This is a genomic window from Pseudomonas extremaustralis (genome assembly GCF_900102035.1).
GTDB lineage: Bacteria > Pseudomonadota > Gammaproteobacteria > Pseudomonadales > Pseudomonadaceae > Aquipseudomonas > Aquipseudomonas extremaustralis.
This window is the reverse complement of record NZ_LT629689.1, coordinates 6,514,755-6,540,965: the sequence shown is the minus strand read 5'-3', so window position 1 is coordinate 6,540,965 and position 26,211 is coordinate 6,514,755. Positions and strand designations below refer to the sequence as shown.

Annotated in this window: 29 protein-coding genes; 8 read left to right on the top strand and 21 right to left on the bottom strand. The window is 60.2% G+C overall.

The window, feature by feature from the left end; translation table 11 throughout:
* Window positions 1-55: 55 nt before the first annotated feature.
* The 3 genes from BLR63_RS30300 to BLR63_RS30290 form a co-directional block, all read right to left on the bottom strand.
* The gene (locus BLR63_RS30300; protein ID WP_010567091.1) at window positions 56-892 is read right to left on the bottom strand and encodes a hypothetical protein; all 837 of its coding nucleotides are present in this window, start codon (window positions 890-892) and stop codon (window positions 56-58) included.
* Between the two features lie 127 nt (window positions 893-1,019).
* Complete coding sequence (locus BLR63_RS30295) at window positions 1,020-2,018, bottom strand: NAD-dependent epimerase/dehydratase family protein (RefSeq protein ID WP_010567092.1); 999 nt, start codon at window positions 2,016-2,018, stop codon at window positions 1,020-1,022.
* 52 nt (window positions 2,019-2,070) lie between these two features.
* Window positions 2,071-2,964 carry a LysR family transcriptional regulator ArgP gene (locus tag BLR63_RS30290; protein WP_010567093.1) on the bottom strand — a complete coding sequence of 298 codons (894 nt, stop codon included), beginning with the start codon at window positions 2,962-2,964 and terminating at the stop codon, window positions 2,071-2,073.
* Window positions 2,965-3,064: 100 nt separating this feature from the next.
* Between BLR63_RS30290 and BLR63_RS30285 the strand changes: the two genes are divergently transcribed.
* The 6 genes from BLR63_RS30285 to BLR63_RS30260 all read left to right on the top strand — a co-directional run bounded on the left by BLR63_RS30285 (window position 3,065) and on the right by BLR63_RS30260 (window position 10,088).
* Window positions 3,065-3,664, top strand: a complete 600-nt coding sequence (locus BLR63_RS30285) for a LysE/ArgO family amino acid transporter (RefSeq protein ID WP_010567094.1) — start codon at window positions 3,065-3,067, stop codon at window positions 3,662-3,664.
* Window positions 3,665-3,842: 178 nt separating this feature from the next.
* Window positions 3,843-4,439, top strand: a complete 597-nt coding sequence (locus BLR63_RS30280) for a superoxide dismutase (RefSeq protein WP_010567095.1) — start codon at window positions 3,843-3,845, stop codon at window positions 4,437-4,439.
* A 127-nt stretch (window positions 4,440-4,566) separates the two neighbouring features.
* Window positions 4,567-4,779 carry a hypothetical protein gene (locus BLR63_RS30275; RefSeq protein ID WP_010567096.1) on the top strand — a complete coding sequence of 71 codons (213 nt, stop codon included), beginning with the start codon at window positions 4,567-4,569 and terminating at the stop codon, window positions 4,777-4,779.
* 186 nt (window positions 4,780-4,965) lie between these two features.
* Window positions 4,966-7,017: a putative bifunctional diguanylate cyclase/phosphodiesterase gene (locus BLR63_RS30270; RefSeq protein ID WP_010567097.1), complete on the top strand. Its 2,052-nt coding sequence runs from the start codon at window positions 4,966-4,968 to the stop codon at window positions 7,015-7,017.
* Window positions 7,018-7,143: 126 nt separating this feature from the next.
* On the top strand, window positions 7,144-8,487 hold the full coding sequence (locus tag BLR63_RS30265) for an imelysin family protein (RefSeq protein WP_010567098.1): 1,344 nt from the start codon (window positions 7,144-7,146) through the stop codon (window positions 8,485-8,487).
* A gap of 146 nt (window positions 8,488-8,633) precedes the next feature.
* On the top strand, window positions 8,634-10,088 hold the full coding sequence (locus tag BLR63_RS30260) for a TrkH family potassium uptake protein (RefSeq protein WP_010567099.1): 1,455 nt from the start codon (window positions 8,634-8,636) through the stop codon (window positions 10,086-10,088).
* Here BLR63_RS30260 and BLR63_RS30255 read toward each other — a convergent pair.
* From BLR63_RS30255 to BLR63_RS30195, 13 genes are all read right to left on the bottom strand, one after another.
* Entirely contained in the window at window positions 10,045-11,103 is a 1,059-nt protein-coding gene (locus tag BLR63_RS30255) for an AraC family transcriptional regulator (protein WP_010567100.1), read from the bottom strand. The genes BLR63_RS30260 and BLR63_RS30255 overlap by 44 nt on opposite strands.
* Before the next feature lie 210 nt (window positions 11,104-11,313).
* On the bottom strand, window positions 11,314-11,829 hold the full coding sequence (locus BLR63_RS30250) for a DUF2514 family protein (RefSeq protein ID WP_083365989.1): 516 nt from the start codon (window positions 11,827-11,829) through the stop codon (window positions 11,314-11,316).
* Window positions 11,826-12,431, bottom strand: coding sequence for a glycoside hydrolase family 19 protein (locus BLR63_RS30245; protein ID WP_083365988.1), 606 nt, complete (start codon window positions 12,429-12,431; stop codon window positions 11,826-11,828). The genes BLR63_RS30250 and BLR63_RS30245 overlap by 4 nt, the downstream gene beginning before the upstream one ends.
* Before the next feature lies 1 nt (window position 12,432).
* The gene (locus BLR63_RS30240) at window positions 12,433-13,014 is read right to left on the bottom strand and encodes a DUF7338 family protein (RefSeq protein ID WP_010567966.1); all 582 of its coding nucleotides are present in this window, start codon (window positions 13,012-13,014) and stop codon (window positions 12,433-12,435) included.
* 59 nt (window positions 13,015-13,073) lie between these two features.
* On the bottom strand, window positions 13,074-13,475 hold the full coding sequence (locus BLR63_RS30235) for a tail fiber assembly protein (RefSeq protein ID WP_010567965.1): 402 nt from the start codon (window positions 13,473-13,475) through the stop codon (window positions 13,074-13,076).
* The gene (locus BLR63_RS30230; RefSeq protein ID WP_010567964.1) at window positions 13,472-15,355 is read right to left on the bottom strand and encodes a hypothetical protein; all 1,884 of its coding nucleotides are present in this window, start codon (window positions 15,353-15,355) and stop codon (window positions 13,472-13,474) included. Before BLR63_RS30230 ends, BLR63_RS30235 begins: the two co-directional genes overlap by 4 nt.
* Before the next feature lie 55 nt (window positions 15,356-15,410).
* Window positions 15,411-16,067: a hypothetical protein gene (locus tag BLR63_RS30225; RefSeq protein ID WP_010567963.1), complete on the bottom strand. Its 657-nt coding sequence runs from the start codon at window positions 16,065-16,067 to the stop codon at window positions 15,411-15,413.
* A complete protein-coding gene (locus BLR63_RS30220) occupies window positions 16,068-17,195 on the bottom strand; it encodes a baseplate J/gp47 family protein (protein WP_010567962.1) in 1,128 nt (375 codons plus the stop codon).
* 1 nt (window position 17,196) lies between these two features.
* Complete coding sequence (locus BLR63_RS30215) at window positions 17,197-17,562, bottom strand: GPW/gp25 family protein (protein ID WP_010567961.1); 366 nt, start codon at window positions 17,560-17,562, stop codon at window positions 17,197-17,199.
* The gene (locus BLR63_RS30210) at window positions 17,559-18,146 is read right to left on the bottom strand and encodes a phage baseplate assembly protein V (protein WP_010567960.1); all 588 of its coding nucleotides are present in this window, start codon (window positions 18,144-18,146) and stop codon (window positions 17,559-17,561) included. Before BLR63_RS30210 ends, BLR63_RS30215 begins: the two co-directional genes overlap by 4 nt.
* Entirely contained in the window at window positions 18,143-19,249 is a 1,107-nt protein-coding gene (locus tag BLR63_RS30205) for a Rhs element Vgr protein (protein ID WP_010567959.1), read from the bottom strand. Before BLR63_RS30205 ends, BLR63_RS30210 begins: the two co-directional genes overlap by 4 nt.
* Window positions 19,250-20,233, bottom strand: coding sequence for a hypothetical protein (locus BLR63_RS30200; protein WP_010567958.1), 984 nt, complete (start codon window positions 20,231-20,233; stop codon window positions 19,250-19,252).
* Between the two features lie 3 nt (window positions 20,234-20,236).
* Window positions 20,237-22,252: a phage tail tape measure protein gene (locus tag BLR63_RS30195; protein WP_010567957.1), complete on the bottom strand. Its 2,016-nt coding sequence runs from the start codon at window positions 22,250-22,252 to the stop codon at window positions 20,237-20,239.
* Between the two features lie 31 nt (window positions 22,253-22,283).
* Here BLR63_RS30195 and BLR63_RS30190 point away from each other — a divergent pair, with 31 nt between their 5' ends.
* A complete protein-coding gene (locus BLR63_RS30190) occupies window positions 22,284-22,481 on the top strand; it encodes a hypothetical protein (protein ID WP_130926167.1) in 198 nt (65 codons plus the stop codon).
* Between the two features lie 3 nt (window positions 22,482-22,484).
* Window positions 22,485-22,952 carry a hypothetical protein gene (locus BLR63_RS30185; protein WP_010567955.1) on the top strand — a complete coding sequence of 156 codons (468 nt, stop codon included), beginning with the start codon at window positions 22,485-22,487 and terminating at the stop codon, window positions 22,950-22,952.
* Here the strand turns inward: BLR63_RS30185 and BLR63_RS30180 are convergent.
* The 5 genes from BLR63_RS30180 to BLR63_RS30165 form a co-directional block, all read right to left on the bottom strand.
* Window positions 22,949-23,434 (bottom strand): phage protein, HK97 gp10 family, encoded by a 486-nt coding sequence (locus BLR63_RS30180; RefSeq protein ID WP_010567954.1) that lies wholly within the window; start codon window positions 23,432-23,434, stop codon window positions 22,949-22,951. The two genes, BLR63_RS30185 and BLR63_RS30180, sit on opposite strands and share 4 nt — an antisense overlap.
* 3 nt (window positions 23,435-23,437) lie before the next feature.
* Entirely contained in the window at window positions 23,438-23,584 is a 147-nt protein-coding gene (locus BLR63_RS31420; RefSeq protein WP_156791915.1) for a hypothetical protein, read from the bottom strand.
* Window positions 23,585-23,619: 35 nt separating this feature from the next.
* The gene (locus BLR63_RS30175) at window positions 23,620-24,027 is read right to left on the bottom strand and encodes a hypothetical protein (RefSeq protein ID WP_010567953.1); all 408 of its coding nucleotides are present in this window, start codon (window positions 24,025-24,027) and stop codon (window positions 23,620-23,622) included.
* Between the two features lie 89 nt (window positions 24,028-24,116).
* Window positions 24,117-24,545: a hypothetical protein gene (locus tag BLR63_RS30170; protein WP_010567952.1), complete on the bottom strand. Its 429-nt coding sequence runs from the start codon at window positions 24,543-24,545 to the stop codon at window positions 24,117-24,119.
* Window positions 24,546-24,601: 56 nt separating this feature from the next.
* Window positions 24,602-26,161: a phage tail protein gene (locus BLR63_RS30165; RefSeq protein WP_010567951.1), complete on the bottom strand. Its 1,560-nt coding sequence runs from the start codon at window positions 26,159-26,161 to the stop codon at window positions 24,602-24,604.
* Window positions 26,162-26,211 lie beyond the last annotated feature (50 nt).

Here is a 26,211-nt window from a genome sequence, read left to right as displayed (position 1 = left end):
ATGTAACGAAGCAGAGAGAAAATGTCACCGATCAGTGACATTTCCCCTCGCGGCGTTATTGACCCTGCGCCGACGCAGCGCGTGGGGCGTTGAGGCGCTGATTGAGGGTCTGCACCTGGCTCTGCAGGGTGGTGATATTGCGGGTGGTCTGGATACGGAACACGTCGAACTCTTTATTGGTCGGCGCATCGCTGTTGGCCGGCTGGTTATCCTGTGCGCTCTTGAGCACCACAAGATCCTGTTCGAGACGGGCAATGGTGGCGCTCTGTTTTTTCAACGCGGCCACATCGGCGGCCAGTTCCTTGAGTTCGGTGTCGCGCTTGCCGACATCGCCTTGCGCCGCCTTGAGGCTAGCCACGGTGTCGGTCAGCGCCTGCACCTGGCCTTGCAGCTTGGCATTGGCGTTCGACAGGTCGGTAGTGCTGGCGGTCATCTGCGCCAGGCGCTTGTCCAGTTCGGTAGCCTGACCGGCGACGCCCAATTGCTGCTTGCCCTGCTCCAGCAACTGGGTTTCCAACTGCTTGATCTGCAACTTCAGCGCTTCGCTGCCGGTGTTCACACTTGCTTCACTGGCCACGACCTTGCCGGAAATGTCCTGCAGGCGCCCCGCCGCTTCTTCGCTAATACGCGCGAAGCTTTCCTGGGTGGCGACCAGTTGCTGGCCCATCAGTGAAATCTGCTGGAAGCTCCACCACGCCAACCCCGCGAAGGCGATCAGCAAGGCGCCGATCAACGCCCACAAAGGGCCGGTGCTGGCGCTCTTGACCTTGACCACGGGCGTGTTGCGCGAGCGCACCGAGGTGGCGGGAGTCGGTTCGAAATCATCGTCATCCCCAAGGTCGGCCCGCAGGCTGGGAACGTTGTCGAAGTCGTCGTTGGCATCGTTGCGCATGAATCAACCCTGAATCGCTGAAGTGGCTGGCTGTAACGCCGAGCGACGGGAGTATAAACCGCTGTCCCGCCGCACTGATCGACCGGAAACCACGAATTCGGTTCCCGATGTGTTGCCTGGTGTGAACTTACCGCAAACCCGGGTCCTGGGCTTTCCACCAACTGCAGAACTCGTCGAGGGCGGCCCACAGGCTGACCTTGGGCGCGTAATCCAGATAATGCCTGGCCCGGCTGATGTCGAGGGTGAAATCTTTGTTCATCACCTGCATGCCCAGACGCGACAACGCCGGTTCCGGTCGACCCGGCCACATTGCGCAAAAGGCTTCGTTGAGCGCCGCCAGGCTGTAGGACAAACCGTAGGACCGATACCGCGTCACCTGGGGCAGTTCCATTTGGCGCATCACGTAGTTCACCACATCCCACACCGGCACCGGTGTGCCATTGCTGATGTTGTAGGCCTTGCCCAACGCCGAGCCCGTGGCGAGCAAACTGCTGAGCAACGCTTCGTTGAGGTTGTGCACACTGGTGAAATCCACTTTGTTCAGGCCGTCGCCAACGATGGCCAGACGGTTCTTGCGCTGCATCTTCAACAGGCGCGGGAAGATGCTCATGTCACCGGCGCCCGTGACAAAGCGCGGGCGCAGGGCCAGGACTTCGAGGCCGAATTCCTGGGCACCGAATACCTTTTGCTCAGCCAGGTATTTGGTCGCGGCATAGGGATGCTTGAAGCGCTTGGGCACTTGGTCTTCGGTCAACCCGAGGTGGTCGCGCCCATCGAAATAGATCGACGGCGACGACAGGTGAACCAGGCGGCCGACGCGCTGTTTGAGGCAGGCCTCGACGACGTTTTCGGTCACCAGCACATTGCCCTGGTGGAAATCCTGATAGCGCCCCCACATCCCCACGGCACCGGCGCAATGCACCACGGCTTCGACATCGCGGCACAGTTCGCGCACCAGGTCGGCATCATTCAAATCACCCTGGATAAACTCGGCGCCGCGCCGTACCAGGTGTTCCACACCTTCGGCACGCCGCCCGTTGACCCGCACGTCCAGGCCCTGCTCCAGGGCGAAACGCGCAAAGCGTCCGCCGATGAAGCCGCTTGCGCCGGTGACCAGAATTTTCATGTATTACCCCGTGTTCTTTCGTTTTTCATCGCTGTTGCCTTGACGCCCGCCATCACTCCAACGGCACCAACCATTGGCCACACGCCTGGGCCAGATGGTCGGTCAATAAGCCCAGCAGTTGGCCGCCACTGCGCCAATGATGCCAGTACAGCGGCACGTCGATGGGCTTATCTGGCAATAACTCCACCAGCAGGCCGCGTTGCAACTGGTCGCGCACCTGCAACTCCGGCACCAGGCCCCACCCGAGGCCGGCTTCCGTCAGCCGGATAAAACCTTCGGACGACGGGCACAGATGGTGTTCGAAACCACCATCCACGCCGAGGGACGCCAGGTATCGATGCTGCAGGAAATCATCCGGCCCGAACACCAACGCTGGCGTGCGCGCCAGTTGATCGGCGCGCACGCCCTGGGGAAAGTGCCGTGCGATAAAAGCCGGACTGGCCAACGCGCGGTAGCGCATGGCCCCGAGCAACAGGCTGCGAGCCCCGGCAACCGGGCGCTCGCTGGCGCAAATACAGGCCGCCACTTCGCCGGCGCGCATACGCTTGAGGCCGACGGTCTGGTCTTCCACCACCAAGTCCAACAGTAAATGCTGTTCGGCGCAAAAGTCGCTGACGGCCTCGGCCCACCATGTGGCGAGGCTGTCGGCATTCAGCGCGATGCGCAAACGTTCGGGCATGCCTTCGTCATCCAGCGCCGGCACCTGACTTTGCAGATCACGCTCCAGCAGCCGTACCTGTTGCACATGGTTAAGCAGGCGCCGGCCGATATCGGTGGGCGTCGGCGGGGTGGCCCGGATCAGCACTGGCTGGCCGATACGCGCCTCGAGCAATTTGATGCGCTGGGAAATCGCCGACTGCGACAGCCCCAGGACTTGCGCGCCGCGTTCGAAGCCGGCCTGTTCCACCACCGCCGCCAGGGCGGAAAGCAATTTATAGTCGAACATCAGTTTCTCTAATGAGCGATCAGCAATATTGGTTTTTCTTATACAACCAGCCCATGGAAGATAGCCAGCATCGTTTCGGCCTGCACAAGGATTTTCAACTATGTGGCAAAGCTATATGAATGGCCTGTTGGTCGCCCTGGGGCTGATCATGGCCATCGGCACCCAGAACGCATTCGTGCTGGCGCAAAGCCTGCGTCGCGAACATCACCTGCCGGTGGCGGCCCTGTGCGTGATCTGCGATGCCCTGCTGGTGGCGGCCGGGGTCTTCGGCCTGGCGACAATTTTGGCGCAAAGCCCGATCCTGCTGGGGATCGCCCGCTGGGGCGGTGCCGCATTCCTGCTCTGGTACGGCGCCTGCGCGTTGCGGCGGGCGTGCACGAAACAGAGCCTGGACCAGGGGGGCAGCCTCAAGGTGCGTTCCTTGCGCGCCGTGTTGCTCAGTGCCTTGGCGGTTACGCTGCTCAACCCCCATGTGTACCTGGACACGGTCCTGCTGATCGGCTCACTGGGCGCGCAACAAACCGAACCCGGCGCCTACGTGGCCGGCGCCGCGAGCGCATCGTTCCTGTGGTTCACCACCTTGGCGCTCGGCGCGGCATGGATGGCACCGTGGTTGGCGCGCCCGGCGACCTGGCGCCTGCTCGACCTGCTGGTGGCAGTGATGATGTTCAGCGTCGCCTATCAACTGATCAGCGCCTGATGAATATTCCAAAACGCTCTGGAACCTCTATCCCACACAGTTGTTGCGTGGTTTTGCCACATTCCCGGTGCTATGATCCGGACCCTGCGCCGCAAAGAGTACAAACTCCCCGGCGCATGTTTGGCCGCCCGTGATCGGCCTTGCGCTCACCGCAACTGACCTGATTAGGAGAATCACCATGGCTTTCGAATTGCCGCCGCTGCCCTACGCACACGATGCCCTGCAGCCGCACATCTCCAAGGAAACCCTGGAGTACCACCACGACAAGCACCACAACACCTATGTCGTGAACCTGAACAACCTGGTGCCTGGCACCGAGTTCGAAGGCAAGACCCTGGAAGAAATCGTCAAATCTTCTTCGGGCGGCATCTTCAACAACGCCGCGCAAGTCTGGAACCACACCTTCTACTGGAACTGCCTGGCGCCAAACGCCGGCGGCCAACCTACCGGCGCCCTGGCTGAAGCCATCAACGCTGCGTTCGGTTCGTTCGACAAGTTCAAGGAAGAATTCACCAAGACCTCCGTCGGCACCTTCGGTTCCGGTTGGGGCTGGCTGGTGAAAAAGGCTGACGGTTCCCTGGCCCTGGCCAGCACCATCGGCGCCGGCAACCCGCTGACCAGCGGCGACACCCCGCTGCTGACCTGCGACGTCTGGGAACACGCTTACTACATCGACTACCGCAACGCCCGTCCAAAGTATGTGGAAGCGTTCTGGAACCTGGTCAACTGGAAGTTCGTGGCTGAGCAGTTCGAAGGCAAGACCTTCACTGCCTAAGCGACCCTTGCAGTAGAAAGAGCCCGGCGATTGCCGGGCTTTTTTATGGGCGATGGAACCGAGCGGCCGGCACCCGCCACCCAGGCGGGTGAGGAATTTGCCTCTCACACCTGTCGGAGAAATAATCATGTCGATTGGAGCACTCGCAGCACTGCCTGTAGTCGGTGAAGTCGCCAAGGCCGCTGGAGAAATCACCACTGCGGTCGCACCGCTCGTCCAACCCTTCGCCGATGTTCTGGCCAAGGCCTTGGGCGAAGCCTTGGAATCCAACAGCAAAACCGTGGATTTTTCGGACGCTCAAGAGACCGACAAACGCAAAGTGAACTTCGCAAGCGCCTAGTTACGGCATCACTGAACCGAGCAGGCGGACGCAAATCCGCCTCGTCTCGCCTTGCTAGCACCCCATGTAAACCTTCCCGCCAGAATCAAACCCACGTTTGCCCCAATGTTCCTTTGACTGCCATCACCAGATTGCCAATACTCATGGCATATTGAAGGCCACCCGCATGAGACAAGGAATGCCCCTTTGAAGCTGGAACTCAAGAACAGCTTGTCGGTGAAGTTGCTACGGGTTGTGTTGCTCTCGGCATTGATCGTTGGCGTGGCACTGAGCGTGGCGCAAATCGTTTACGACGCCTACAAGACACGCCAGGCCGTGGCCGGCGATGCCCAACGTATCCTCGACATGTTTCGCGACCCCTCGACCCAGGCCGTCTACAGCCTGGACCGCGAGATGGGCATGCAGGTCATCGAGGGGCTGTTCCAGGACGACGCTGTGCGCATGGCGTCCATCGGCCATCCCAACGAAACCATGCTCGCGGAGAAGAGCCGCGCATTGCAGCAATCCCCCAGCCGCTGGCTCACCGACCTGATTCTTGGCCAGGAACGCACCTTTACTACCCCCCTGGTCGGCAAAGGCCCCTACAGCGAGTATTACGGCGACCTGAGCATCACCCTCGACACTGCCACCTACGGCCAGGGGTTTATCGTCAACTCGGTGATCATCTTCATTTCCGGGGTCCTGCGCGCCCTGGCCATGGGCATGGTGTTGTACCTGGTCTATCACTGGCTGCTGACCAAGCCGCTGTCGCGCATTATCGAGCACCTGACCTCGATCAACCCCGACCGCCCCAGCGAACACAAGATCCCGCAAATCAAGGGCCACGAACGCAACGAACTGGGGTTGTGGATCAATACCGCCAACCAGTTGCTCGAATCCATCGAACGCAATACCCACCTGCGCCACGAAGCGGAAAGCAGCCTGCTGCGCATGGCCCAATACGACTTCCTGACCGGCCTGCCGAACCGCCAGAAACTGCAGGAGCAACTGGACAAGATCCTTATCGACGCCGGCCGCCGGCAACGCCGCGTGGCAGTGCTGTGCGTGGGGCTGGATGACTTCAAAAGCGTCAATGAACAGTTCACCTACCAGGCCGGCGACAAACTGCTCCTGGCCCTGGCCGACCGCCTGCGAGCCCACAGCGGCCGCCTCGGTGCCCTGGCCCGCCTGGGGGGCGACCAGTTCGCCCTGGTACAGGCCGATATCGACCAACCCTACGAAGCCGCCGAACTGGCGCAAAGCATCCTCGACGACCTGGAAGCGGAGTTCGCCCTCGACCACGAGGAAATCCGCCTGCGCGCCACCATCGGCATCACCCTGTTCCCGGAAGACGGCGACAGCACCGAGAAGCTGCTGCAAAAAGCCGAACAGACCATGACCCTGGCCAAGAGCCGCTCGCGTAACCGCTATCAGTTCTATATCGCCAGCGTGGACAGTGAAATGCGCCGCCGCCGCGAGCTGGAAAAAGACCTGCGCGACGCCCTCAGCCGCAACCAGCTCCACTTGGTCTACCAGCCGCAGATCAGCTACCGCGACCACCAAGTGGTCGGGGTTGAAGCATTGATCCGCTGGCAACACCCGGAACACGGCCTGGTACCGCCCGACCTGTTCATCCCCCTGGCGGAACAGAACGGCACCATTATTCCGATCGGTGAATGGGTACTGGACCAGGCCTGCCGCCAATTGCGCGAATGGCACGACCTGGGCTTCACCGGACTGCGCATGGCGGTCAACCTGTCCACCGTGCAGTTGCACCACGCCGAGTTGCCGCGGGTGGTCAACAACCTGTTGCAGATCTACCGCCTGCCGCCGCGCAGCCTGGAACTGGAAGTCACCGAAACCGGCCTGATGGAAGACATCAGCACCGCCGCCCAGCACCTGCTGAGCCTGCGCCGTTCCGGTGCACTGATTGCGATCGATGACTTCGGCACCGGTTACTCATCCCTGAGTTACCTCAAAAGCCTACCCCTGGACAAAATCAAGATCGACAAGAGCTTCGTTCAGGACCTGCTGGACGACGATGACGACGCGACCATCGTGCGCGCCATTATCCAACTGGGCAAAAGCCTGGGCATGCAAGTGATTGCCGAAGGCGTGGAGACTGCCGAACAGGAGGCCTACATCATCTCCGAGGGCTGCCATGAAGGTCAGGGTTACTACTACAGCAAACCCCTGCCGGCCCGGGAGTTGGCGGCTTTTTTGAAACACTCCGAGCGTAATAACGCGGCAATTCTGTGAATCGATAAAACGATACTGAATATTTCCCGCGTTTAACCCTTTACACAAAATGCAAATCTTTCGCATTATGTCGCAGTTTTGCGCTTCCACGCGCACCCTCTCAACAACCGAAGCAGGATGTTCGCCATGATTCGTATGCCCCTGGCCACCGCCAGTCTGCTGGCCATTGCCATTTCTCTCGCCGGCTGCGGCGAAGGTAAAGACAAGGCCGCCGCGCCCCAGGCGCCGACCCCGGCTGCCAGCACTGCCGCGCCTGCGGCGGCCACACCTGCCGGCCAGGTCGACGAAGCGGCTGCCAAAGCAGTGGTTGCGCATTACGCTGACATGGTTTTCGCGGTCTACAGCGATGCCGAGTCCACGGCGAAAACCCTGCAAACCGCCATCGACGCCTTCCTCGCCAAGCCCAACGACGAAACCCTCAAGGCCGCCCGTGCCGCTTGGGTCGCCGCTCGCGTGCCATACCTGCAGAGCGAAGTGTTCCGCTTCGGCAACACCATCATCGACGACTGGGAAGGCCAGGTGAACGCCTGGCCCCTGGACGAAGGCCTGATCGACTACACCGACAAATCCTACGAACACGCCCTGGGCAACCCCGGCGCCACCGCCAACATCATCGCCAACACCGAGATCCAGGTCGGCGAAGACAAGGTCGACGTGAAGGACATCACCCCGGAAAAACTCGCCAGCCTCAATGAGCTCGGCGGTTCCGAAGCCAACGTCGCCACCGGCTACCACGCCATCGAATTCCTGCTCTGGGGCCAGGACCTCAATGGCACCGGCCCAGGCGCAGGCAACCGCCCCGCGTCCGACTACCTGACCGGCGACGGTGCCACCGGCGGTCACAACGAGCGCCGCCGCGCCTACCTGAATGCTGTGACCCAGTTGCTGGTCAGCGACCTGGAAGAAATGGTCGGCAACTGGAAGCCCAACGTCGAAGACAACTACCGCGCCACCCTGGAAGCAGAGCCTGCCACCGATGGCCTGCGCAAAATGCTGTTCGGCATGGGCAGCCTGTCCCTGGGCGAACTGGCCGGTGAGCGCATGAAGGTTTCCCTGGAAGCCAACTCGCCGGAAGACGAACAGGATTGCTTCAGCGACAACACCCACAACTCGCATTTCTACGACGCCAAGGGCATCCGTAACGTCTACCTGGGCGAGTACACCCGCGTCGACGGCACCAAAATGACCGGCGCCAGCCTGTCGTCCCTGGTGGCCAAGGCCGACCCGGCTGCCGATGCTGCATTGAAAGCCGACTTGGCCGCGACCGAGGCGAAGATCCAGGTCATGGTCGACCACGCCAACAAAGGTGAGCACTACGACCAGTTGATCGCAGCCGGTAACGACGCGGGCAACCAGATCGTGCGCGACGCGATCGCAGCGCTGGTCAAGCAGACCGGCTCGATCGAAGCCGCCGCCGGCAAGCTGGGGATCAGCGATCTGAACCCGGACAACGCCGATCACGAGTTCTGATCCGTGCGGTGTTGAATGAGGCGACCTTCGGGTCGCCTTTTTTTTGCGCCATCTCCGGCAGCACAAAAACCATGTGGGAGGGGCCCGGTTTACAAGACCTGCACCCCAGGTAGAATGGCGCCTCTGCCCTATCTCGAGCTCATTTCATGGCGTTGCCGGCCCTGCGCATCATCGGTTTCATCATCGGCATCTTCCTGATCACGCTTGCGATCGCCATGGTCGTGCCCATGGCCACCTTGGTGATTTTCGAACGCACCCAAGACCTGCCCTCGTTCCTGTGGGCCAGCCTGATCACCTTTGTCGCCGGCTTGACCCTGGTGATCCCAGGGCGCCCGGAACATGTGCACCTGCGGCCCCGGGATATGTACTTGCTGACCGTCACCAGTTGGGTGGTGGTGTGCGTGTTCGCCGCGCTGCCGTTTTTGCTGACCCAGCGCATCAGCTATACCGACTCGTTTTTCGAAAGCATGTCCGGTATCACCGCCACCGGCTCAACGGTATTGAGCGGGCTGGACAGCATGTCGCCGGGCATTCTGATGTGGCGCTCGCTGCTGCACTGGCTCGGCGGCATCGGCTTTATCGGCATGGCGGTGGCGATCCTGCCGCTGCTGCGCATTGGTGGCATGCGCCTGTTCCAGACCGAGTCCTCCGACCGCTCGGAAAAAGTCATGCCCCGCTCGCACATGGTGGCGCGACTGATCGTGGCGGCATACGTGGGCATCACCATTCTGGGCAGCCTGGCGTTCTGGTGGGCCGGGATGGGCCTGTTCGATGCGATCAACCATGCGATGTCGGCGATTTCCACCGGCGGGTTCTCCACCTCCGACGAATCCCTGGCCCATTGGAAACAACCGGCGGTGCACTGGGTGGCGGTGGTGGTGATGATCCTGGGCAGTTTGCCGTTCACCCTGTATGTGGCCACCTTGCGCGGTAACCGCCGGGCGCTGATCAAGGACCAGCAGGTGCAGGGCTTGCTCGGTTTGCTGGTGGTGACCTGGCTGGTACTCGGCACCTGGTACTGGTGGACCACCAACCTGCATTGGCTGGACGCCTTGCGCCACGTGGCGTTGAACGTGACCTCGGTGGTAACGACGACCGGTTTTGCACTGGGAGACTACAGCCTGTGGGGCAACTTCTCACTGATGCTGTTCTTCTACCTGGGTTTCATCGGCGGCTGTTCGGGGTCGACGGCGGGCGGGATCAAGATCTTCCGCTTCCAGGTCGCCTATATCCTGCTCAAAGCCAACTTGAACCAGCTGATTCACCCGCGCGCGGTGATCAAGCAGAAGTACAACGGCCACCGCCTCGATGAAGAGATCGTGCGGTCGATCCTGACCTTCTCGTTTTTCTTCGCCATCACCATCTGCGCCATCGCCCTGGCCCTCTCGCTGCTGGGCCTGGACTGGATGACGGCGCTGACCGGCGCCGCCAGTACTGTGTCCGGCGTCGGCCCGGGCCTGGGGGAAACCATCGGCCCGGCGGGTAACTTCGCCAGCCTGCCGGATGCGGCCAAGTGGATCCTGTCATTGGGCATGTTGCTGGGCCGGCTAGAGATCATCACGGTCTTTGTGCTGTGCATTCCGGCGTTTTGGCGTCACTGATCGTCGACGCTTCCAGCAGCCGCACCCGGTATTCGCCGGGCGTGGCATCGAACCAGCGGCGAAATGCGCGGAAGAAGTTGCTGGGATCGGCAAAGCCCAGCAGGTAGGCAATTTCCAGCAGGGTCATGCTCGGCTGGGCCAGGTACTGCTCGGCCAGTTCGCGGCGGGTGTCGTCAAGCAGGGTCTGGAAACTGGTGCCCTCCTCCTGCAGACGCCGCTGCAAGGTGCGCTGGGACAGGTGCAGGGTCTGGGCCACCACTTCACGCTTGGGCTCGCCCTGGGGCAACAGGCGGCACAACACCTGACGCGCCTTGTGGGTCACACGACTTTCAGAAAAACGCGCCAGGTATTCGCCGGCAAACCGATCATGCAGCAGCGCCATGGCTTCGTTGGCGGTGGGCAACGGCGCGTCCATATCCGCGCGCTCGAAAATCAGTGCGTCGTAGGGCGCATTGAACTCCAGGGGCGCATGAAACGCTTGCTTGTAGGGCGTCGGATCCGTCGGTTGATCGCCTTGCAGCAACACCTTGCGCGGTTGCAGGGTGCGACCGGTCAGCCAGCCGCACAGCGCCAACGCACAAGCCAGCGAGGCTTCGGCGCTCTGCCGGGTGGGAGGCAGGAGATCGCCGTGCACCGTCAGAATCAGCGCATAGCCCTCGGGTAGCAGTCGGAAACTCAGGTCAGCACTTTCGGCGATGATCCGCTGATAGCGCACCAGCCGCATAAAACCTTCGGCCAGGGTGTTGCTGGACATCAGCGCATAGCCGGTCACATGAAACGACGCCGGGCGCACCACCTTGCCCATGTTCAGGCCAATCGCCGGGTTGCCCGACAAATCCACCGCCCGCTGCCACAGCCGGGTCATGGAGTCTTGCGGAAACCGGGCATCGGGGTCATCCAGGGCGGCGTAATCCAGGCCCAGTTGCTTGAACAAGGCGCGACAATCCAGGCCGTCCATTTCCAATGCTTTGACTATCCCCATCGCCCAGCTTGCAGAAGTTGTTCGTTCGCTCATGGCGTCTTCTTAAAAAAGCTGGCTTAAAACGGTAGCCAGGAAAGCCAAGGATACTAACCTGTAGAGGTTAATTCAGAGCCCGCTAATAGCAAGGCCTCCAGCCAGATCTTTTTGGCTGGATGGGGTTTCATAGGGCCTGTTGGGGCCCGCAATGCCAACATTATGACAGCTTGTCATTTCCCCCGGCGTCCTGCCGACCGAACACAATCCCTATTTACCCAAACTGTCATACGCCTGCTCGCAGGTCACTCCCCGGCTGTGACTTTGGTCAGCAAATCCTGCCAGGTCGCCCGATCTCTCATCAGCGCGCTTGAGCACGTCGGCAAGCACCATGACGGCACGGGAAGCTGCCGCGCTTGCGGCGGCAGTGCAGGAATTGCCGCCGGATTGACTGGCTGCGAGTCGAGCGGCAAGGGCGTCGGCCGCTCCGCGCAGGCCGTCAGCAGAAGCGCGAGCGGTAGCAGCATCGCCAGTCGCTTGATCGATCGCATGCTGTCCATCTTCCGTCACCTTGTCGAGTTTGAGTTGCCAGGCTTGTTCTGTGGCGCGCGCGGCGGCCTCGTTCCGCTCCTTGGCCTGAGCATCGCGTGTATCGCGGCTGTTCCATTCGGCCTGCCACGTCGCGTTAGTGTTGCTCACGCCGCGGTGATAGGCGCCATAGAGCGCGCCAAGGGCCAGCAGCACCGCTGCTATATAAGGAAGGGCTTTCAGCCAGATCGTGCTCATGCCAGCACCTTCAATGCCTTGTCATACAGCGCCTGGCGGTCGGCCTGGCCGGTGAGCCCACCATTGATGCGTCGGGTGATCTTTGTCAGGTCGCCAGCATCGGCCAGGGTATTCAGCCCATTGGCCGACCAGAACCATGCCGCCGACATCGCTGCATATTGGGGCCGCTCCAGCAGTTCAGGCTGATTGATCAGGTCCAGGCCAAGGGCTTCTCCGCAGGCTGCATAGTTCGTCTTGCCAGTCACCTGGATCAGGCCTCGCCCGCGATACTTCCAGCCGTCACCAGGGCCAGCGTTACCCATGCGATCGGCATACACGACATTCGCTATCTGCTCAGGCTTGCGGGCACATGCCGTTGCTCGCACCAAGTCGAACCGGCTCGGCCAGGTCTTCATCAGCCCGTCGGCGCTGTAGTTCAGGTTTTCCACCAGGCGCGTCAACTGGCCCGACTCGTGCCCGACCTGGGCGATGAATGCGGCAACACGCAGGCGAGTCACAATTGCGTACTTGCCCATGGCCGTGTTCAGGACAGGAACAAAAACGCCAGCTTGGCGGCCGGCGTTCGGGAGGATCTGCAGCAACTGCTGCTCGGTGATTGGCATGTCAGATCGCCTTGTAGAAGTTGATTTTCGTGGTCATGCCTACAGGCTCGCCATCGGTTCCGGCGTCATCCGGCCGCACCTTGAAGCCCAGTCGGATCACAAAGGCCCGCGTCTCGCTCCACTGGTGAACAAGGTAGAACCCATACCAGCGCTTGCCGCCGTTCTCGGTGATCACGAACTGCCAACCCGCCTCGCCAGGATGGTCGCGGACGGTGTAGTCGCCCACATAGGTGATCGCGCTGCCCTTGATCGGCGCCTGCCAGAGCTTGACGAACCGCATGTTGTTGACCGGGTTGCGCACCGCGGCCCACCACCACATCGCCATGAACGAGTCGACCGGCCAACCGAATGGTGTGTTTTCGGCCCACCAGCCTCGCTTATCGCCTTGGAGCCCGTCATAGTCATTGCCGAACAGCCATGCCCAGCGCGGAAGATTGACTATCGGGCGACCATCGCTCTTGCTTACATCGTCAACACGGAACGGGATTGCGATAGCCACAACAAACAGCCCGACAAGGTCGGTGACGATATTGCAGGCGAGCAGAAATACCCACTGGCAGATCGCCCTGATGATGTTTAGCATTTGGTTTTCTCCATACGAAAAAAAGCCGCCCTAAGGCGGCAGCGACGTTCTCGTTATGATCAGTTCGGCGCTACAGGCCAGTTAATGGTTGTAGGGTAGGCGGTCTGTTGTTCGAGCCGATTCAGCGCAATCCTGTACTGCTTCCATAGCTTTAAGTTCGCGATATCTTCCGGGGTTGCTTCGTCGAGGTCTACTGCATCTTGAAGCGGTGCAATTCTCAGCGCTGCCGTGGCCAAAAGATTGTCTCGATCGGCCAGCGCGGCGGCAATAAGCTGTTCTGGTGTCAGGGCATTTTCAGCGGCTTGTATTGCACGTATTGCGTTATAGCCCGCCTCATCCAACAAGACGTAGCTTTTGGGTATCACCCAGTCTGCAGAACCGTCAGCCTCATACGAATATATTGCGGTTGGCTGTTCGGGGTTACCGTAAAATTTCATACCACTAATAATAAACATTGTCATACCCGAATCTCCGTCCACATGGCAAGGCCCACAACACTGTTAACCCTGTAAACCTGACCTGGTAAAATAACAAATGTGAGAGTTGAGTTGGCCCCTGGCGCCGAGTTGTTTATAGTGTTTTGGGCAACAACTACGCCGTTAACAAGCAAACTTAGTATGTTTGAGGCTGCGACACTAGCGTAAACCGAAAGAAGAATTGGACGCCCGCTCGTGTTAGTGTAGTCAGTTGCGACAAATCTTGCGCTAGCCATATTCTGAGTAGTCTGCAAGTACCCAATAGCCTGCGGGATGCCCGGCGTATAGCAGAGAACCTCGACAGTGTTAGCCGCCGTCGCGCGTAAAATACACGTATCGCCAGGGGCGGTTGTAATATTCATGCCGCTCTGCGTTACAAGTGTTGCGCTATTTATAAGTGTTAACGCGCCTAAAAAAGTAACAAAATATAGCCGCCCTGCTGCGACTGTAACTCCGGCTATATTGATAGCTCCAGTTATAGCAATGTTTCGCGTGTCTGGAGCTGAGGTTGTGAGGTTAACTGTTGCGGCTGATGCAACGTTAATCCGTGGAGTATTCAGGAAGTCAGCAATAGATGGCAACTGATCCAGAAGAACAAAATCAACGCCGTCATATTCGACATCGGCGAGTTGGTTAGCGGCAAATACTGCCGCCACTTTTGCACCAGAGAAGTCGTACTGTTTGATGCTCTTTGCACCAAGTCCGGAAATGTTCAGCGTATCTGCGCCGGTGCTGTCCAGGCCAAATTTCACACGAAAGCGTTGGTTTGCAGCATAAGCGGTAATCGCAGGAACAGGGGTAAGCGTCAGTGCAGTGGAGACGCCGGCCGTAGTGAAGGCAGTGACGCTCTGAGCCTGGGCCTGCCCCGCACTGATCGCATGCTGAGACTTCGTGCCAGAGGCAACCTGGAGTCCGCCACCGCTGCTTTCAACAAGCACCCAGGAGCCGCCCCCAATGGAACTGTTCCACTGAACCCAGACATCGCCAGTTGCTGCGATTTCGCCGCCTTGCAAGGCTGCGTGGTTGCCGCCAACGATGGGGGCCGCAGAGATGCCGTTAGGGCTGAAGGTGGTGGCGCCGTTGTTGCTGTTGGCGGCCTTGAATCGCAACGTCAACCCGTCAACCAGCGCTGTAATCGCTGGAAAGAAGGTGGCGGCGCAAGCATTTACGGCGCCGGTGTCCAGGGCATAGGTGGTATTGCCACCCTGAATAGACTGAAGCACGCCAGATGGCAGCAGTGGCGCGCCTGCGTATTGGGTGATATTGCCGGAGGTGATTGTGGTCTGGCCGTAGGCTACGGTTGCCACAAACAGGCCGACATAGCCGCTGTCGGGTGCCGGCGTCACTTGGCTGCCAGTGGCAGCAGAGGCGCCAGCCTTGACCTGTACGATCGCCACCCCCTTGCGGGAAGTGTTCTGGGTCAGCCCGTTGTTGCCCATGCCGCTATAGGGCAGCGCTGGGTTGGCGCTGTTGTAGTATGGCAGCAGGACCGGCGTCGAATCCTGATCCTGATAGGTGACCTGTACCAGGTAGTTGATCGACTGGCCAGTGGTGGTCGGCGCCGGGCAGCTCAGCGTCACCCCGTCCAGCATGATCCCCTGTTTCAGGATCGAATGCGTGGTGTCGGCCGGCAGCGTAGAGAAAGCCAGCGAGTCGATGTTGGCCATGGCATAGATCTCGCCTGGCGCCACGACGATCTGCAGCGAAGCTGGACCTGTCGGGGTTACGGCAAAGCCATTGGCGATGGTGCTGGTGCCGAGCATGGCGGCGGCGAGCTTGGCGCTACCGATCATCGCGTCTTTTGCCATCTGCAAAAGCGCGGTTTCAGGCAAGATCTGGCCTGGATATACGATCTGTCTGTCCATGGGTGCCCCATAAAAAAGGCCCGCACATGGCGGGCCTGGATTCGAATGAATGGTTTCAGTTGGTAATGCGATACCAGACCGTGGTGCCGTATGGCTTGGTCGCCTCTATTGCGGCGACGATGTCGGCATCAGAGACTTCCGGGAAAAGCTGGGTGGCTGGCAGTAGGCCGCTTGTCATCGACAGGCCGAAGTAGTTGGTCGCAATGCCAGGCCAGTTCGCGGCACCGTTCCCGGCTGGCCGATACGCAGTCACAAACGCCTGATAGGGGCAACTGGTCGAGCCAAGAGGGCCAGCAACACCAAGACCGAGCGTCAACCCAAGACACCCACAGTCATCCGGCTTTGCAGGCTCAATGATCAGCGGCCGGCGGCCGGTAAGATCGAACAGCACTTGATCCATGCCGTGTCGCGTTGCTCGCTCACGAAAGATGTTGATCAGGATTCGGTTGCGGTAACTCGCGTCAAGCTGGCCTGCATACCGAATCAGGCCGCTGCCAAAGAAGTCGAGCCCGATGATGTCGAGCCAGCCATCCGTGGCCGTCTTGATGCGGGTCTGCGCCTTCGCATATAGATAGAGGGTGAACCCCCATGAAAGCGCCTGCGCGTAGCCCCACAGCAGAGCATCGCGCACCGGGTTGTTGTCGGTAAACCACCCGAGAGGGAGCAGGCTTTTCAGCCGTTCGAACATGTCGCCTTGGTCGCCAACGCTCATTTAAGCCACCGTCACTGTGCCCGGTCGGATGACCTGCTTATTGGTTGCTGCCAGGTCAGCCGTGCCGCCGTTCAAAAGCACCGCTGAAACGTTGGTGATGGCCGGGGTGACGCCATATGCAATTGCGGCGAGCTGCGTATAGGGGAGGATCTGGCCGAGCGCCAGGCTGGATATGTACACCTGAATAGCGGTGACCACCTGGGCAACCACGACGCTATGTTCGACCGTGGAGTCGGTGGCGATAGTCATGCCGACGTTTGCTGTAACCAGCACCGGCGGGAACACTCCATAACGTGTAGTGAATGCCCTGGCCGATTCGATAGCGGCACCCGCGGTTACCAAAAATGACCCAGGTGGTGCCCCGCTTCCATCGTCCACCACCGCGCAGAAGTAGCCGTACAGAACGTTACCGCTGTAGTCCTGGTTCTCGGTCAGCGTGTAGCTGACGCCCTGCTGCATGGAGGCCAGCGCGTATTCGATGGAAGCTTTCGTACCTTTCGACAGCGACTGCGCCCAAAGCACAAAGCGCGCGCGGAACGGAGAGTCCTCTTCTTGGTCGACGCCGCCAGCGAACACGGCGAGGTTGGTCACGGTATCAATTCCGCTGATGCTGCCAACGATAACCGTAACCGTGCCGATCAGGGCGTTACCGGCAGCACCTGCAGTGCTCGCCACCACCGGAACAGTGGCAGACGCTGTGCCGGCCGGGATCAGGTATCCACCAAGATCGGCGCTGTACATCGTGTTGGTCGTGTCGATCGTGACCGTGTACTGCTGCGACCCGTCGGCTGAGCCAACGATTGAGCCAATCGGGATCAGCGCGGAAGCCGTGGGCGTGAACCTGGAATACGTGACGCTCCCGGTAGAGAAGCTCGCAGAAAGCCGATAGAAGCCAAAGTCGGCCATCCAGCTATCAAGGTCGGCTCCAGACGACGTGGAAGCGCGCGTGGTGGCCAGCAGCGTGACGATCAACTGCTGCAGCCACTGCAAGATGCTGGCGTTGCTTTCGGCGCAGGCGCGCAGCAGGGAGCCGATAGTGAAGTCCACAAGGCCGGCGGCGCGACCCTGAATCGCCGTAACCTGGTCCCGTACCAGCGTGGTGAAGTCCTTAATATTGAGCGATGCCATATCAGCGATTTACCTCAAACGAGAGCGTCACCGGCTCGCCAAGCGGCGCATCGGTGTAGCTGATAGTCACGGAAAGGGTCTCGTTGTCAGTCGAGACCGAAATGACCGGCGCCGGCTTTTTCGCCACGCAGTCCTCAAGCAGGATCTGCCCGCGAATCAGGGCGATGATCTCGGGGATGTTGGTCAGCGCGCCGACGTATCGGCCCAGGCCGGCGCCGTACTCTGTGTGGAACAGGTAGTCGCCTGGATTGGTGATAAGCCGCCGCAGGATTCGCTGCTTTCCACGCTCGATGCCTTCTACCGTCGAGAGGCTGCCAGTCGGCGACAGCGATAGGTCGCCGCCGGCGTAGTGATTCAGGTCTTTCATGGCACAGGCGCTCCAGATGTCCCGGTGCCCGGCATGACCTGGCTGGCTTTGTGAAGTTTCAGGCTGATCGTGTCGGCTTTGACGTCGCCACCGGTGACCACGATGCCTATCGAGTCGGTCACGGTGAGGGTGTGATCCATCGTGACCGGGCCGCCCGTAAACTGGTGGGCCGGGGCGTCATAGCTGATTGCCACGGCGGAATGCAGCGTGACGGTGCCGTCGGAGTTGAACTTGAGCAGGGAGCCGGACTGGTGAACCATCCAGATCTCACCGGACGGCACCGGCATCGGAAGATTCAGCGAGTTGGTGTGGCGCGCCGTGACCTTGCCGAGGTTCGGGTCGGATGAGTCGAACGAAACCGTCACCTCATCACCGATCTGCGGGCCGATCTGCACGCCCCAGCCGTTGCCAACGCCGGGGCAGTCAAGATTGATCCAATTCGTCTCGCGGCCTTCTGGCTGGATGGCAACCTTCACCACGCCATTGGCAGGGTCGTAGCTGGTGATGGTGCCGGTGCGGGGACCAGTCCCGTCATCGCCGAGGCGCTGCCTGGCCGCATTCATGAAGTCATCGATCATGATCATGGCTGCACCAGTGAGTTGGGGTTATGGTTCTTGGCGGTCAGGCTCATCGTGTAGCCAGCGTCAAAGCTCATCGATCGGCGCACGGCGTCGACGTAATAGAGCTGATCAAACCCCGAGCCCGTGCCTTCCTGGCGCACGATGGTGTTCGGCATGAGCAGGTTGTCGCCCGGCATCGAGCAGGACATGCGCATTTCGTGGTCGGTGATCTGCTTGTGGATCTTCTGGGCCAACTGTGTTGCCTGGGCTTTATCCAGGCCGTTGCGCTTGATCTCGTAGACTTGGCGCTTCGACGTGGATTGACCTGGGGCAATACCCTTTGCCGAGTTGTTCGGGTAGGTGGACTTGACCACCTTCCCGCCTTTGTAGGAGATGACCTGCACCGTTACGCCGAGCGCCAGGGTGAGGTCGCGCTCAAAAGTAATGTCGTCGGCCGTATTCGATTGCGGATAGTGGTAGGCATCCGGCTGCACCCAGCGGATCACGTACTGATCGGATGTCTGTGGGTCAAGTGATGGCTCGTAGTGCAGCTCGTTGCCCGCCACATAGACTTGAAACCCATCAATCCCAGCCAAGTAGGCCAGAAGGTCCCACTCAGTGCGCTCATCGCTCACATGCACATGGTCCCACTTCGTAATCCCTCCGACCTGGGTAGTCGTTGCGGTTACAACTGGGGTTAGCCCGCGGCGCGTGGCCAGCAACGTGGCCACCTGACTTGTGGTCAGGTTTGCGAATTTCTCGTTGGTCTTGTGATCGATGAAGCGGCTTGTGTAGTCCCGGCCGCTGATATTTACTTCAAATTTCGCAGGATGGATTGAAAGGTGATCCACGGCGCCGACGATTAGCTCCTTCCAGTCCTGCGTCCCCTGATTGATCAGGCCGGCCCAGATCGAGATGTCAATCGAGGTCTGCGAGCCCCACCAACTCATGGTGTTGTAGGGTGCTGGCAAATCACTCATCACCAGCACGGCCGAGAAAGTATCGGCTGAGTAGAAGGCGTTGCTGTCGACGTCGAACGAGTAGAACGGCACATGGACACCGTTCAGGAGCAGGCGGCCGACCACCTGCCGGACGAGTTGCTCCGTCTCCTTGGTATTCAGGTCCACTTATTCACCTACTGGGATTTTGATGGTCTGGATGCCGTCGAGGCGCGGGTCGGTGATGCTGTTCGCCGCGGCGATCTCGGTCCAACGGGACTGGTCGCCGTAGGCGTCGGCTGCGACTTTTTGCAGGCTGCTGTTGCTGGTCGTGACGCTCGACGTGCCGTTTGCCAGTGGCCCGGACAGGACGTTCTTCTGCATCCTGTCCAGCACGCTCTGCATCTGATAGAGCGGCGCGAGCTGGGTCAGGGCGGCGCTCTGGCGCAGTACGTTGTTGGCGGCGCGCGCTACCGGGTTGCCCGGCACCAGGCCGCCGAGGGTTGTGATGTCGTTCACTGACGCCCCAACCTGTGCAATCACGGACTGGACAATCGCCTGGGCGGCCACCAGCGGCCGGATCACCGTTTGCACGGTGTCGATTGTCGCGTTGGCGAACCCCTGGACCTGCGACACCGCGCTCTTCACGGTATCGATGGCAGTTGTCACGGCGCTGGAATTGATGATGCTGGCCAGGCCGAGCGATTCGCCGACGTCGCTGTTGATCAGGTTGTCGAGCGTGCCGGCCAGGGCGTTCTCGGTGACTGGCGTGTCGAGGCTCGACACAATGAGCAGGTCGATGCTGTAGAAGCGGCGGTAGACGTGCTCAAAGCGCTGGTTGAACGACTGGATCAGCACGCTGAAGTAGTAGCCGTCGATGCTGAAGGCCAGCGGTGCGCCGACGTCGCGCAGGGTTTCGAGTGCGGTCACCCGCTCCCCTGCCGTCGCGCCGGTCATCCAGCCAGACCACGACAGGTTGTCGTAGTCGACCCCAAGCACGTCGACGATTCGCTTCCCGCCCACCAGCTTGTGAACAACCATCTGCTGCTTGGCGCCAATCGTGACCGACTCTGGAACCTCAAGCCCGGTGAACTCCACGTCGCCCACAATCAAGCGCGTGGCGAACGGGTCCCCACCTGGGGCGAAGTTGTCCAGGAAGGTTGTGAGACTCATCGGTTATCCCCTTGGTAGTGCTGTGCTTGGGGTTCCAGGCATCAACATGCTGCGAGTCGGGTCAAAGCCCTGGGTGCCGGTGCGCGGCTTGGTTGCAGACTTGGTCATTCGGTCAACCACCACCTCAGCCACGCGCTTTCCGTCCATGTTCATCTGCACAATGATTGGGTCCTTGCTGTAATCCTTGGCTGGGACTGGGGCGACAAGCTGGGCAGCCCCGGGCACAGTTTTTCTGTACTCGTCGGCGAACGTGGTCTTCGAGATCTGCATCGACGCTGGCAGGATGGTGTTCGCCCCAGCGATTAGCGTGTTGAAGATCGTCTGCCAGCCGGTCAGGAACACCAGCGCGAAGGACTTGAACGCCCCGCCGATGTCGCCATGGAATAGCTGGATGAAGCCGGTCTTCATGTCGCTCCACATCAGCTTCAGCGCGCCACTGATCTCCGACCAGTTGTTCCAGAGCAGGAAGGCGGCGGCGGCGATAGCGGTGATGACTAGGCCGATCGGGTTAAGGAGCAGGAATCGACCTGCAACCAAAAGGAACTTTGCAAAGCCGGTCGCCCCCATTACGAGATAGGTCGCCATTCTGGCTATCCAGGGAATGAGTGGGGCAAGACCACCAGTCCCGACAAATATCAGTGCTTTGGCCAGCAGCCAGAACCCGCGCCCGGCGGCGATGATCATATTGATCAGGCCGCCGGTGATCAGGAATGCCGACAGCCCCATGAAGGCGTATGTCAGCGCCTTGACCTTGCTGGGGTTGGCGTCGATCCAGACGGTCAGGTTCTTGATGGCGTTATTGAGACCATCCACGGCCCTGATAGCCAGCGGGAGGATCACGTCGCCGAGCTTGAGCTGCAGGTCGAGCCACTTCTTGTCCAGCTCAATCAGCTTGCCGGTAAGCGTCTTTTTAGCGTTCGCATCAAGTTCATCAATGCCCGCAGCGCCGCTGTTCAGCTTGAAGTTCTTCGCGATGTTCGCCTGTTGCAGGTACATCGTCGAATAGAGCTGTGAGGCGGTGCGGTTAGTGAAGATAGCGCCGATTTCGTTGAGGATCGCCTGCTTGTCAGTGATCCCCTTGCTTGCAAACGCAGGCAGCATGACCGTCTGCATCCACTTCATAGGGTCAGAGATCATGATGTCGCTACCCGACACGGCGCCGGGCTTGATCTGCTTGATGTTGCCGACCTTGTCGTAGTCGACCATCTTCGGATTGAGCATGCCGATGCGCATCAGCTCGTTGGCGGCGCGCTGGGTGGTTCGGCCCTGCACCAAGTTCTGATAGGCCGACATCAGGCCCGTACCTACGCGGTTGCCGCCCATCTCCTGGATCAGCGGCTCCATGGCGTAGTAGAAGTTTTCATCCTTCATACCTTTGGCAGCAACGCCACCGGTTTTGATGAAGTTCAGGTACTCGTTGGCCCCTACCCGGCCGCCGGTTGCGGTCTGTACGCGCTGGACCATGTTGGCTTGGTTGGTGAATGCTTCCTGGCTGGACAGGCCGCCGCGCATCTCGATGACCTTCAGCATGTCCATGAAGGCTCGGTCTTTCATGGCGCCGCCTTCATCGCCGTACAGCGCGGCGTTGGCGAATTTCATCTTCGCCAGGAGCGGGGTCACCATCTGCGCTTCGTGGAAGTCGCCGAATACCGTCTGAGCGTCACGCAGCAGACCGAGGTTTTCGCGAATGCTGGTGCCGTAGGTGTTCATACCGCTGGCGAACTTCACCGCGTCGGCGGTGACCTTGTCGCCCAGGCCAAGGGATCGGAAGCGCTCCGTCTCGTTTTGGAATTTCTTCGCTTCGTCGAGCGGCCCCTTGAGCATCGAGGCCAAGCCCAGGCCGCCGGCGAACATCGCGGCGCCGATTGCGCCCTGCTTACCGATCGAGGCCAGCTTTGCATTCAGCTTGTCGACGTCACCACCGGTAGAGGCCAGGCTCTTGCTGATCATGGCCATGCCAGCACTGACGTGGTTGATCAGCGACAGCTTGACGGCGACGGAATACGCCTCAAATGCCATAATGAGCTTTCCTTTTGTGGTGTTGGATCACATGGCAAATAATCAGCGCACGTATCAGTGGGTGAATGGCCGGATTCAGGATATGGATGCGGTGGATGCGCCGAGGCGTCAGGGAATGGGCATCCAGACGGGCCTACTCGTGTTCACGCTCAGCAGCTTGGTGATGGTCTTTGCTGGCGGCGCACTGGCGGTGGTCGCCGTCGTCCTGTACTCAGTCCTTTTCGGGTGAACTATGAATAAATGGATTTTTCTGCTGTCTATAACTGCCGCTTCAATGGCTAGCGCTGCGGATATGAGCAAGACTTGCCTGGTCGCAACATGCAACCCCGGCGATAAAGCAGTCACATACTCGACAAAAAGTGATTTTTTCTACGCTTGCCAGACTAGAGAGCTTTCTGAATACACAAACACAGCAATTGGTATTGCGTCCGTTATGTATCAGCTAACTGGGAAGCTGCCAAACATCTCGCCAGAGACTGGGGATCCAGAGCTTGAGGGTGAGAATGGCGAGCTAATCGCCACGTTGCGATCCAGGGCAAAAGTTTCAACTTTTGACGAGGCGCTTCAAAGGTGCGAGATAGGCAAAAACAAGCAGAACGTATTGATTATGAATAACCCAGAGGACTCCCATTCAATCTGGGTTTCGACTCAGGGAAAGAACGCTTTTTGGATGCCTAAGGGCTTCCTAAATAAGCGCTAAATTTTTCCGTCGTACCCCAGTGATGCGTGGATCGCCTGCCCGCCGATAAGCCCCGCCACCGTCGCAGCACCCAGCGTGCGGCGGATGAACTCCTTGTTTGTCAGAAGTGCCGGCCCCATCACTGGGCGCGCCGGCATTTTTGGTGTGCCGAACTCGTGATAGACCATCTTCGGGTCGGTTGAGCCGATGACGGCTTCCAAGATGCCCGTGGTGTGCGCAACGCTTCCCTGCATTTCGCCGCTGGCGAGCAGCGGGGAGTCGGCCGGGTAGCCCATCTTCGCCTTGTGCTCTTCCGTAGACTCGGCCAACTCGGCCCAGGCCGGGAATGGGCCAATACCTGCCTGATAGTGGCCGATCTCTGCTTTTGCGGTCTGCTCAACGCGCACGGCGCACTTCTCAAGCCCAGCATGCAGACTGGCAAGCAATGCCACCTCTTGCCCGGCCATATGCAGCGCTAGGCTGCCCAGGTCTTTGAACTCCATGGCTCAATCCTTCTTGTCGAACTGCATGGTGTGCCAGTTGAAGACGCCAGCACCCTCAAAGTCCGAGAACAGGATGGAGAAGGCGAAGCGCTCGTAGTCTTCCAGCGGGCCGCATTCGAACAGGCGATCGAACGGAACCCCGTTTTTCACCAGCCAACAATCCCGGCGAAACTCGGGGTTCGTTGCTAGTTTTTTGCTGCGGCCTGCTCGGCGTTAAGCCCTTCCTTGAGTGCTTTGGCCTCGGCTTCAGCCTGGGCGGCCTTGTACTTTTCTTCGAAGTGCTCGTTGATGGCGTTCATGCCCTCTTCGCCCAACTCCTGCAGCACGGCTTCGATCTGCTTGTTGGTCTGCGGCAGACCAAAACCGACGTCGTCGATGTAGACGACCATAGCGGCCGGCAGCGCGAAGCCCGACATGTAGGTCTGGTTACCGGCAATTTCGCCGCCGACAGCCATCACGATACGACCCTGTTCCAGCGGGCCCAACTTTCGGAGCTGAATGGTGCGGCCCAGACTGTCGTGGATGGTGGTGAATTTGGGTTTCTGGTCAACGTGGACCGGCGCAGCAGATTCGGTAACTTTTACGGTAGCCATGGGCAAAACCTCTGGTCAGTGAGTCGTCAAGGAGCATGGCGTGCGGGGTGACGAGTCCCGCGCCCTGCCGGGCTGCCATGCAAACGGGGTTAGGAAACTTTTTGACGACGGCGGGCGGTGAAGGACATCGACTGACGGATCGTCTTGTCGCCCTCCTTCTTGCCGGCATCCTCAAGTTTCAGGATCACGTTGGTATAGCGCCACACGGTCTGTCCGCCGCTGACCTCCTGAATGGTTTCAGTGATCGTTGCCGGGTTCTGGTTTACACCGTTGTAGTAGTCGCTTTCGAACTGGGCCCACCAGTCATCGAGGGTCGAATCGACGCGCTCAGCCTCGAAGGTGCCGGTCCAGCCTTTAGGGATCATCAGCTCATCGGTTTGGCCGTTGAGCGGTGTAATTTCCTGGTTGGTGACCTTCGGTTTCGAATCGAAGGACATGATCTTGCTCAGCCTGATCGGGCCATTGGGGGTATTGATGTCGATCGCGACGTCTTTCCCCGTGTTGTATCCACCTTGCATGGCGTTCTCCAAACGAAAAACCCGGCGCTAGGCCGGGCTTGATAGTGGTTCGTCGCTTACGCGGCGCGGGGGGTGGCGGAGGCAACGATCGAGACGGACTGGCCGGCTTCGAGGTTGACGAGGAAGTAGCGGATCACGGACAGGTACTTGACCTGCACGTCGGCCTGCATGTAGCCCAGGGCAACGCGCGAATCCGGGTTGTTTGCGGCATCGATCTGTACCGAGAAAGCCGCACCGCCGTTGACGTCGCCGATCATTCCCTGATCAACCAGGTTCTGGAGGAAGCTCTCCATGGTCGACTTGGTGGTCCGGCGCACATCCGGGGTCTGCAACTGGCCGATCACACCGCCGAACGAGGCCGCGATGGTCAGCGAGATGAAGTTCGTCATCCGGGTGTAGTTGTCGCCGTTCACCGCCGAGTTGCTGGAGCAGTTCAGTCCGGAACGATGGCCGAAGTAGCTGCCGCCCGGGCATGGGTTGGTGATGACGTCCAGGCGCGCGGCGTTGATCGCGCCGATTTCGGCAATGCTGTACGGCTGCTGAGCCAGGTTGCGCTGAGTCGACACCGCGTTGGTAATCGACTTGTTCAGGGCGTTCTGGTGCGGCGACAGCGCTGCGATCTTGGCGGCGGAGAAGGTAGCCGGCGCGATCATGCGCTGCTGGCCGTTCACTTGGTCCTGCCAGTACACCCAGTCACCCGACAGCACCTTCAAAGCGTAGCTGTCACAGCCGGCGGTGGTCAGCGCGGTGGCGACGGTGGTGTAGGAAGCGCCGGCAACGCCCTGGGTGACCATGTAGCAGCCCTCGGACAAGCCGTAGGTCAGCATGGTCGGCCACTGGGTGCTTTCGGTGACGTCGACCAAGTTGGCGACCTGGGCGCCGGTGCCGCGCAGCGCGTACATGCCTTTGCGGGCCGAGCCGATAACGCCGTCCACGCCAACCAGCACGGCGTCAGTCAACGTGGTGTTGCCCGACGTGCCCGACGTGAACGCAACGGTCTGGGTCAGCGCGACCGGGGCCAGCGTGGTAGCGCCGACGGTGGCCACGACCAACTGAGACGCGCCGCGAATGCCGGATTGACCGTTGTTGACCGCGCTGACGATGTTCTGCCACAGCCCCAGGCCGGTGCCGGTGATGTTGTCGAACACTTCGGGCGACACGCCTGGCAGCGAAATGGTCAGCTTCCAGCTCGATGCGGCTGAACCGGTGGACAGGGTAGCGCTCAGCGAGTTGCCCAGGGTGCCGGTGTAGTACGCAGTCAGGGTAGCGCCAGTTGCGGCGGCAGTATCCTTGAGCGTGCTGGTCGCCGCGGTATCGGTGCCGTCGGTAACCCGCACGGCACGGATGTTCGAGGCTCCGGTCTGGATCGACACGGCGATAGCGGTGCACAGGTCGTACTTGCGCACGGTCTGAGTACCGAACTTCTGCGACGCATCACCGGGCGAGCCAATCAGCGTGGCGCTGTTCACTGGGCCCCAGTCAGCAATGCCGACGATGCCCAGGATGTCAGTGGCCACGCCGTTGATGTAGCGCGTTTTCGGTGGAACGATCTGGATGTAGAGATCCGGGGCCTGAAGTGCCGCCGTGTTCAAGCTGCCTGCCGGGTAAATGGGCATGGCGTCCTCCTAATGAAAAAGCCGCCTCAGTGGGCGGCTTTTTGTGTGTG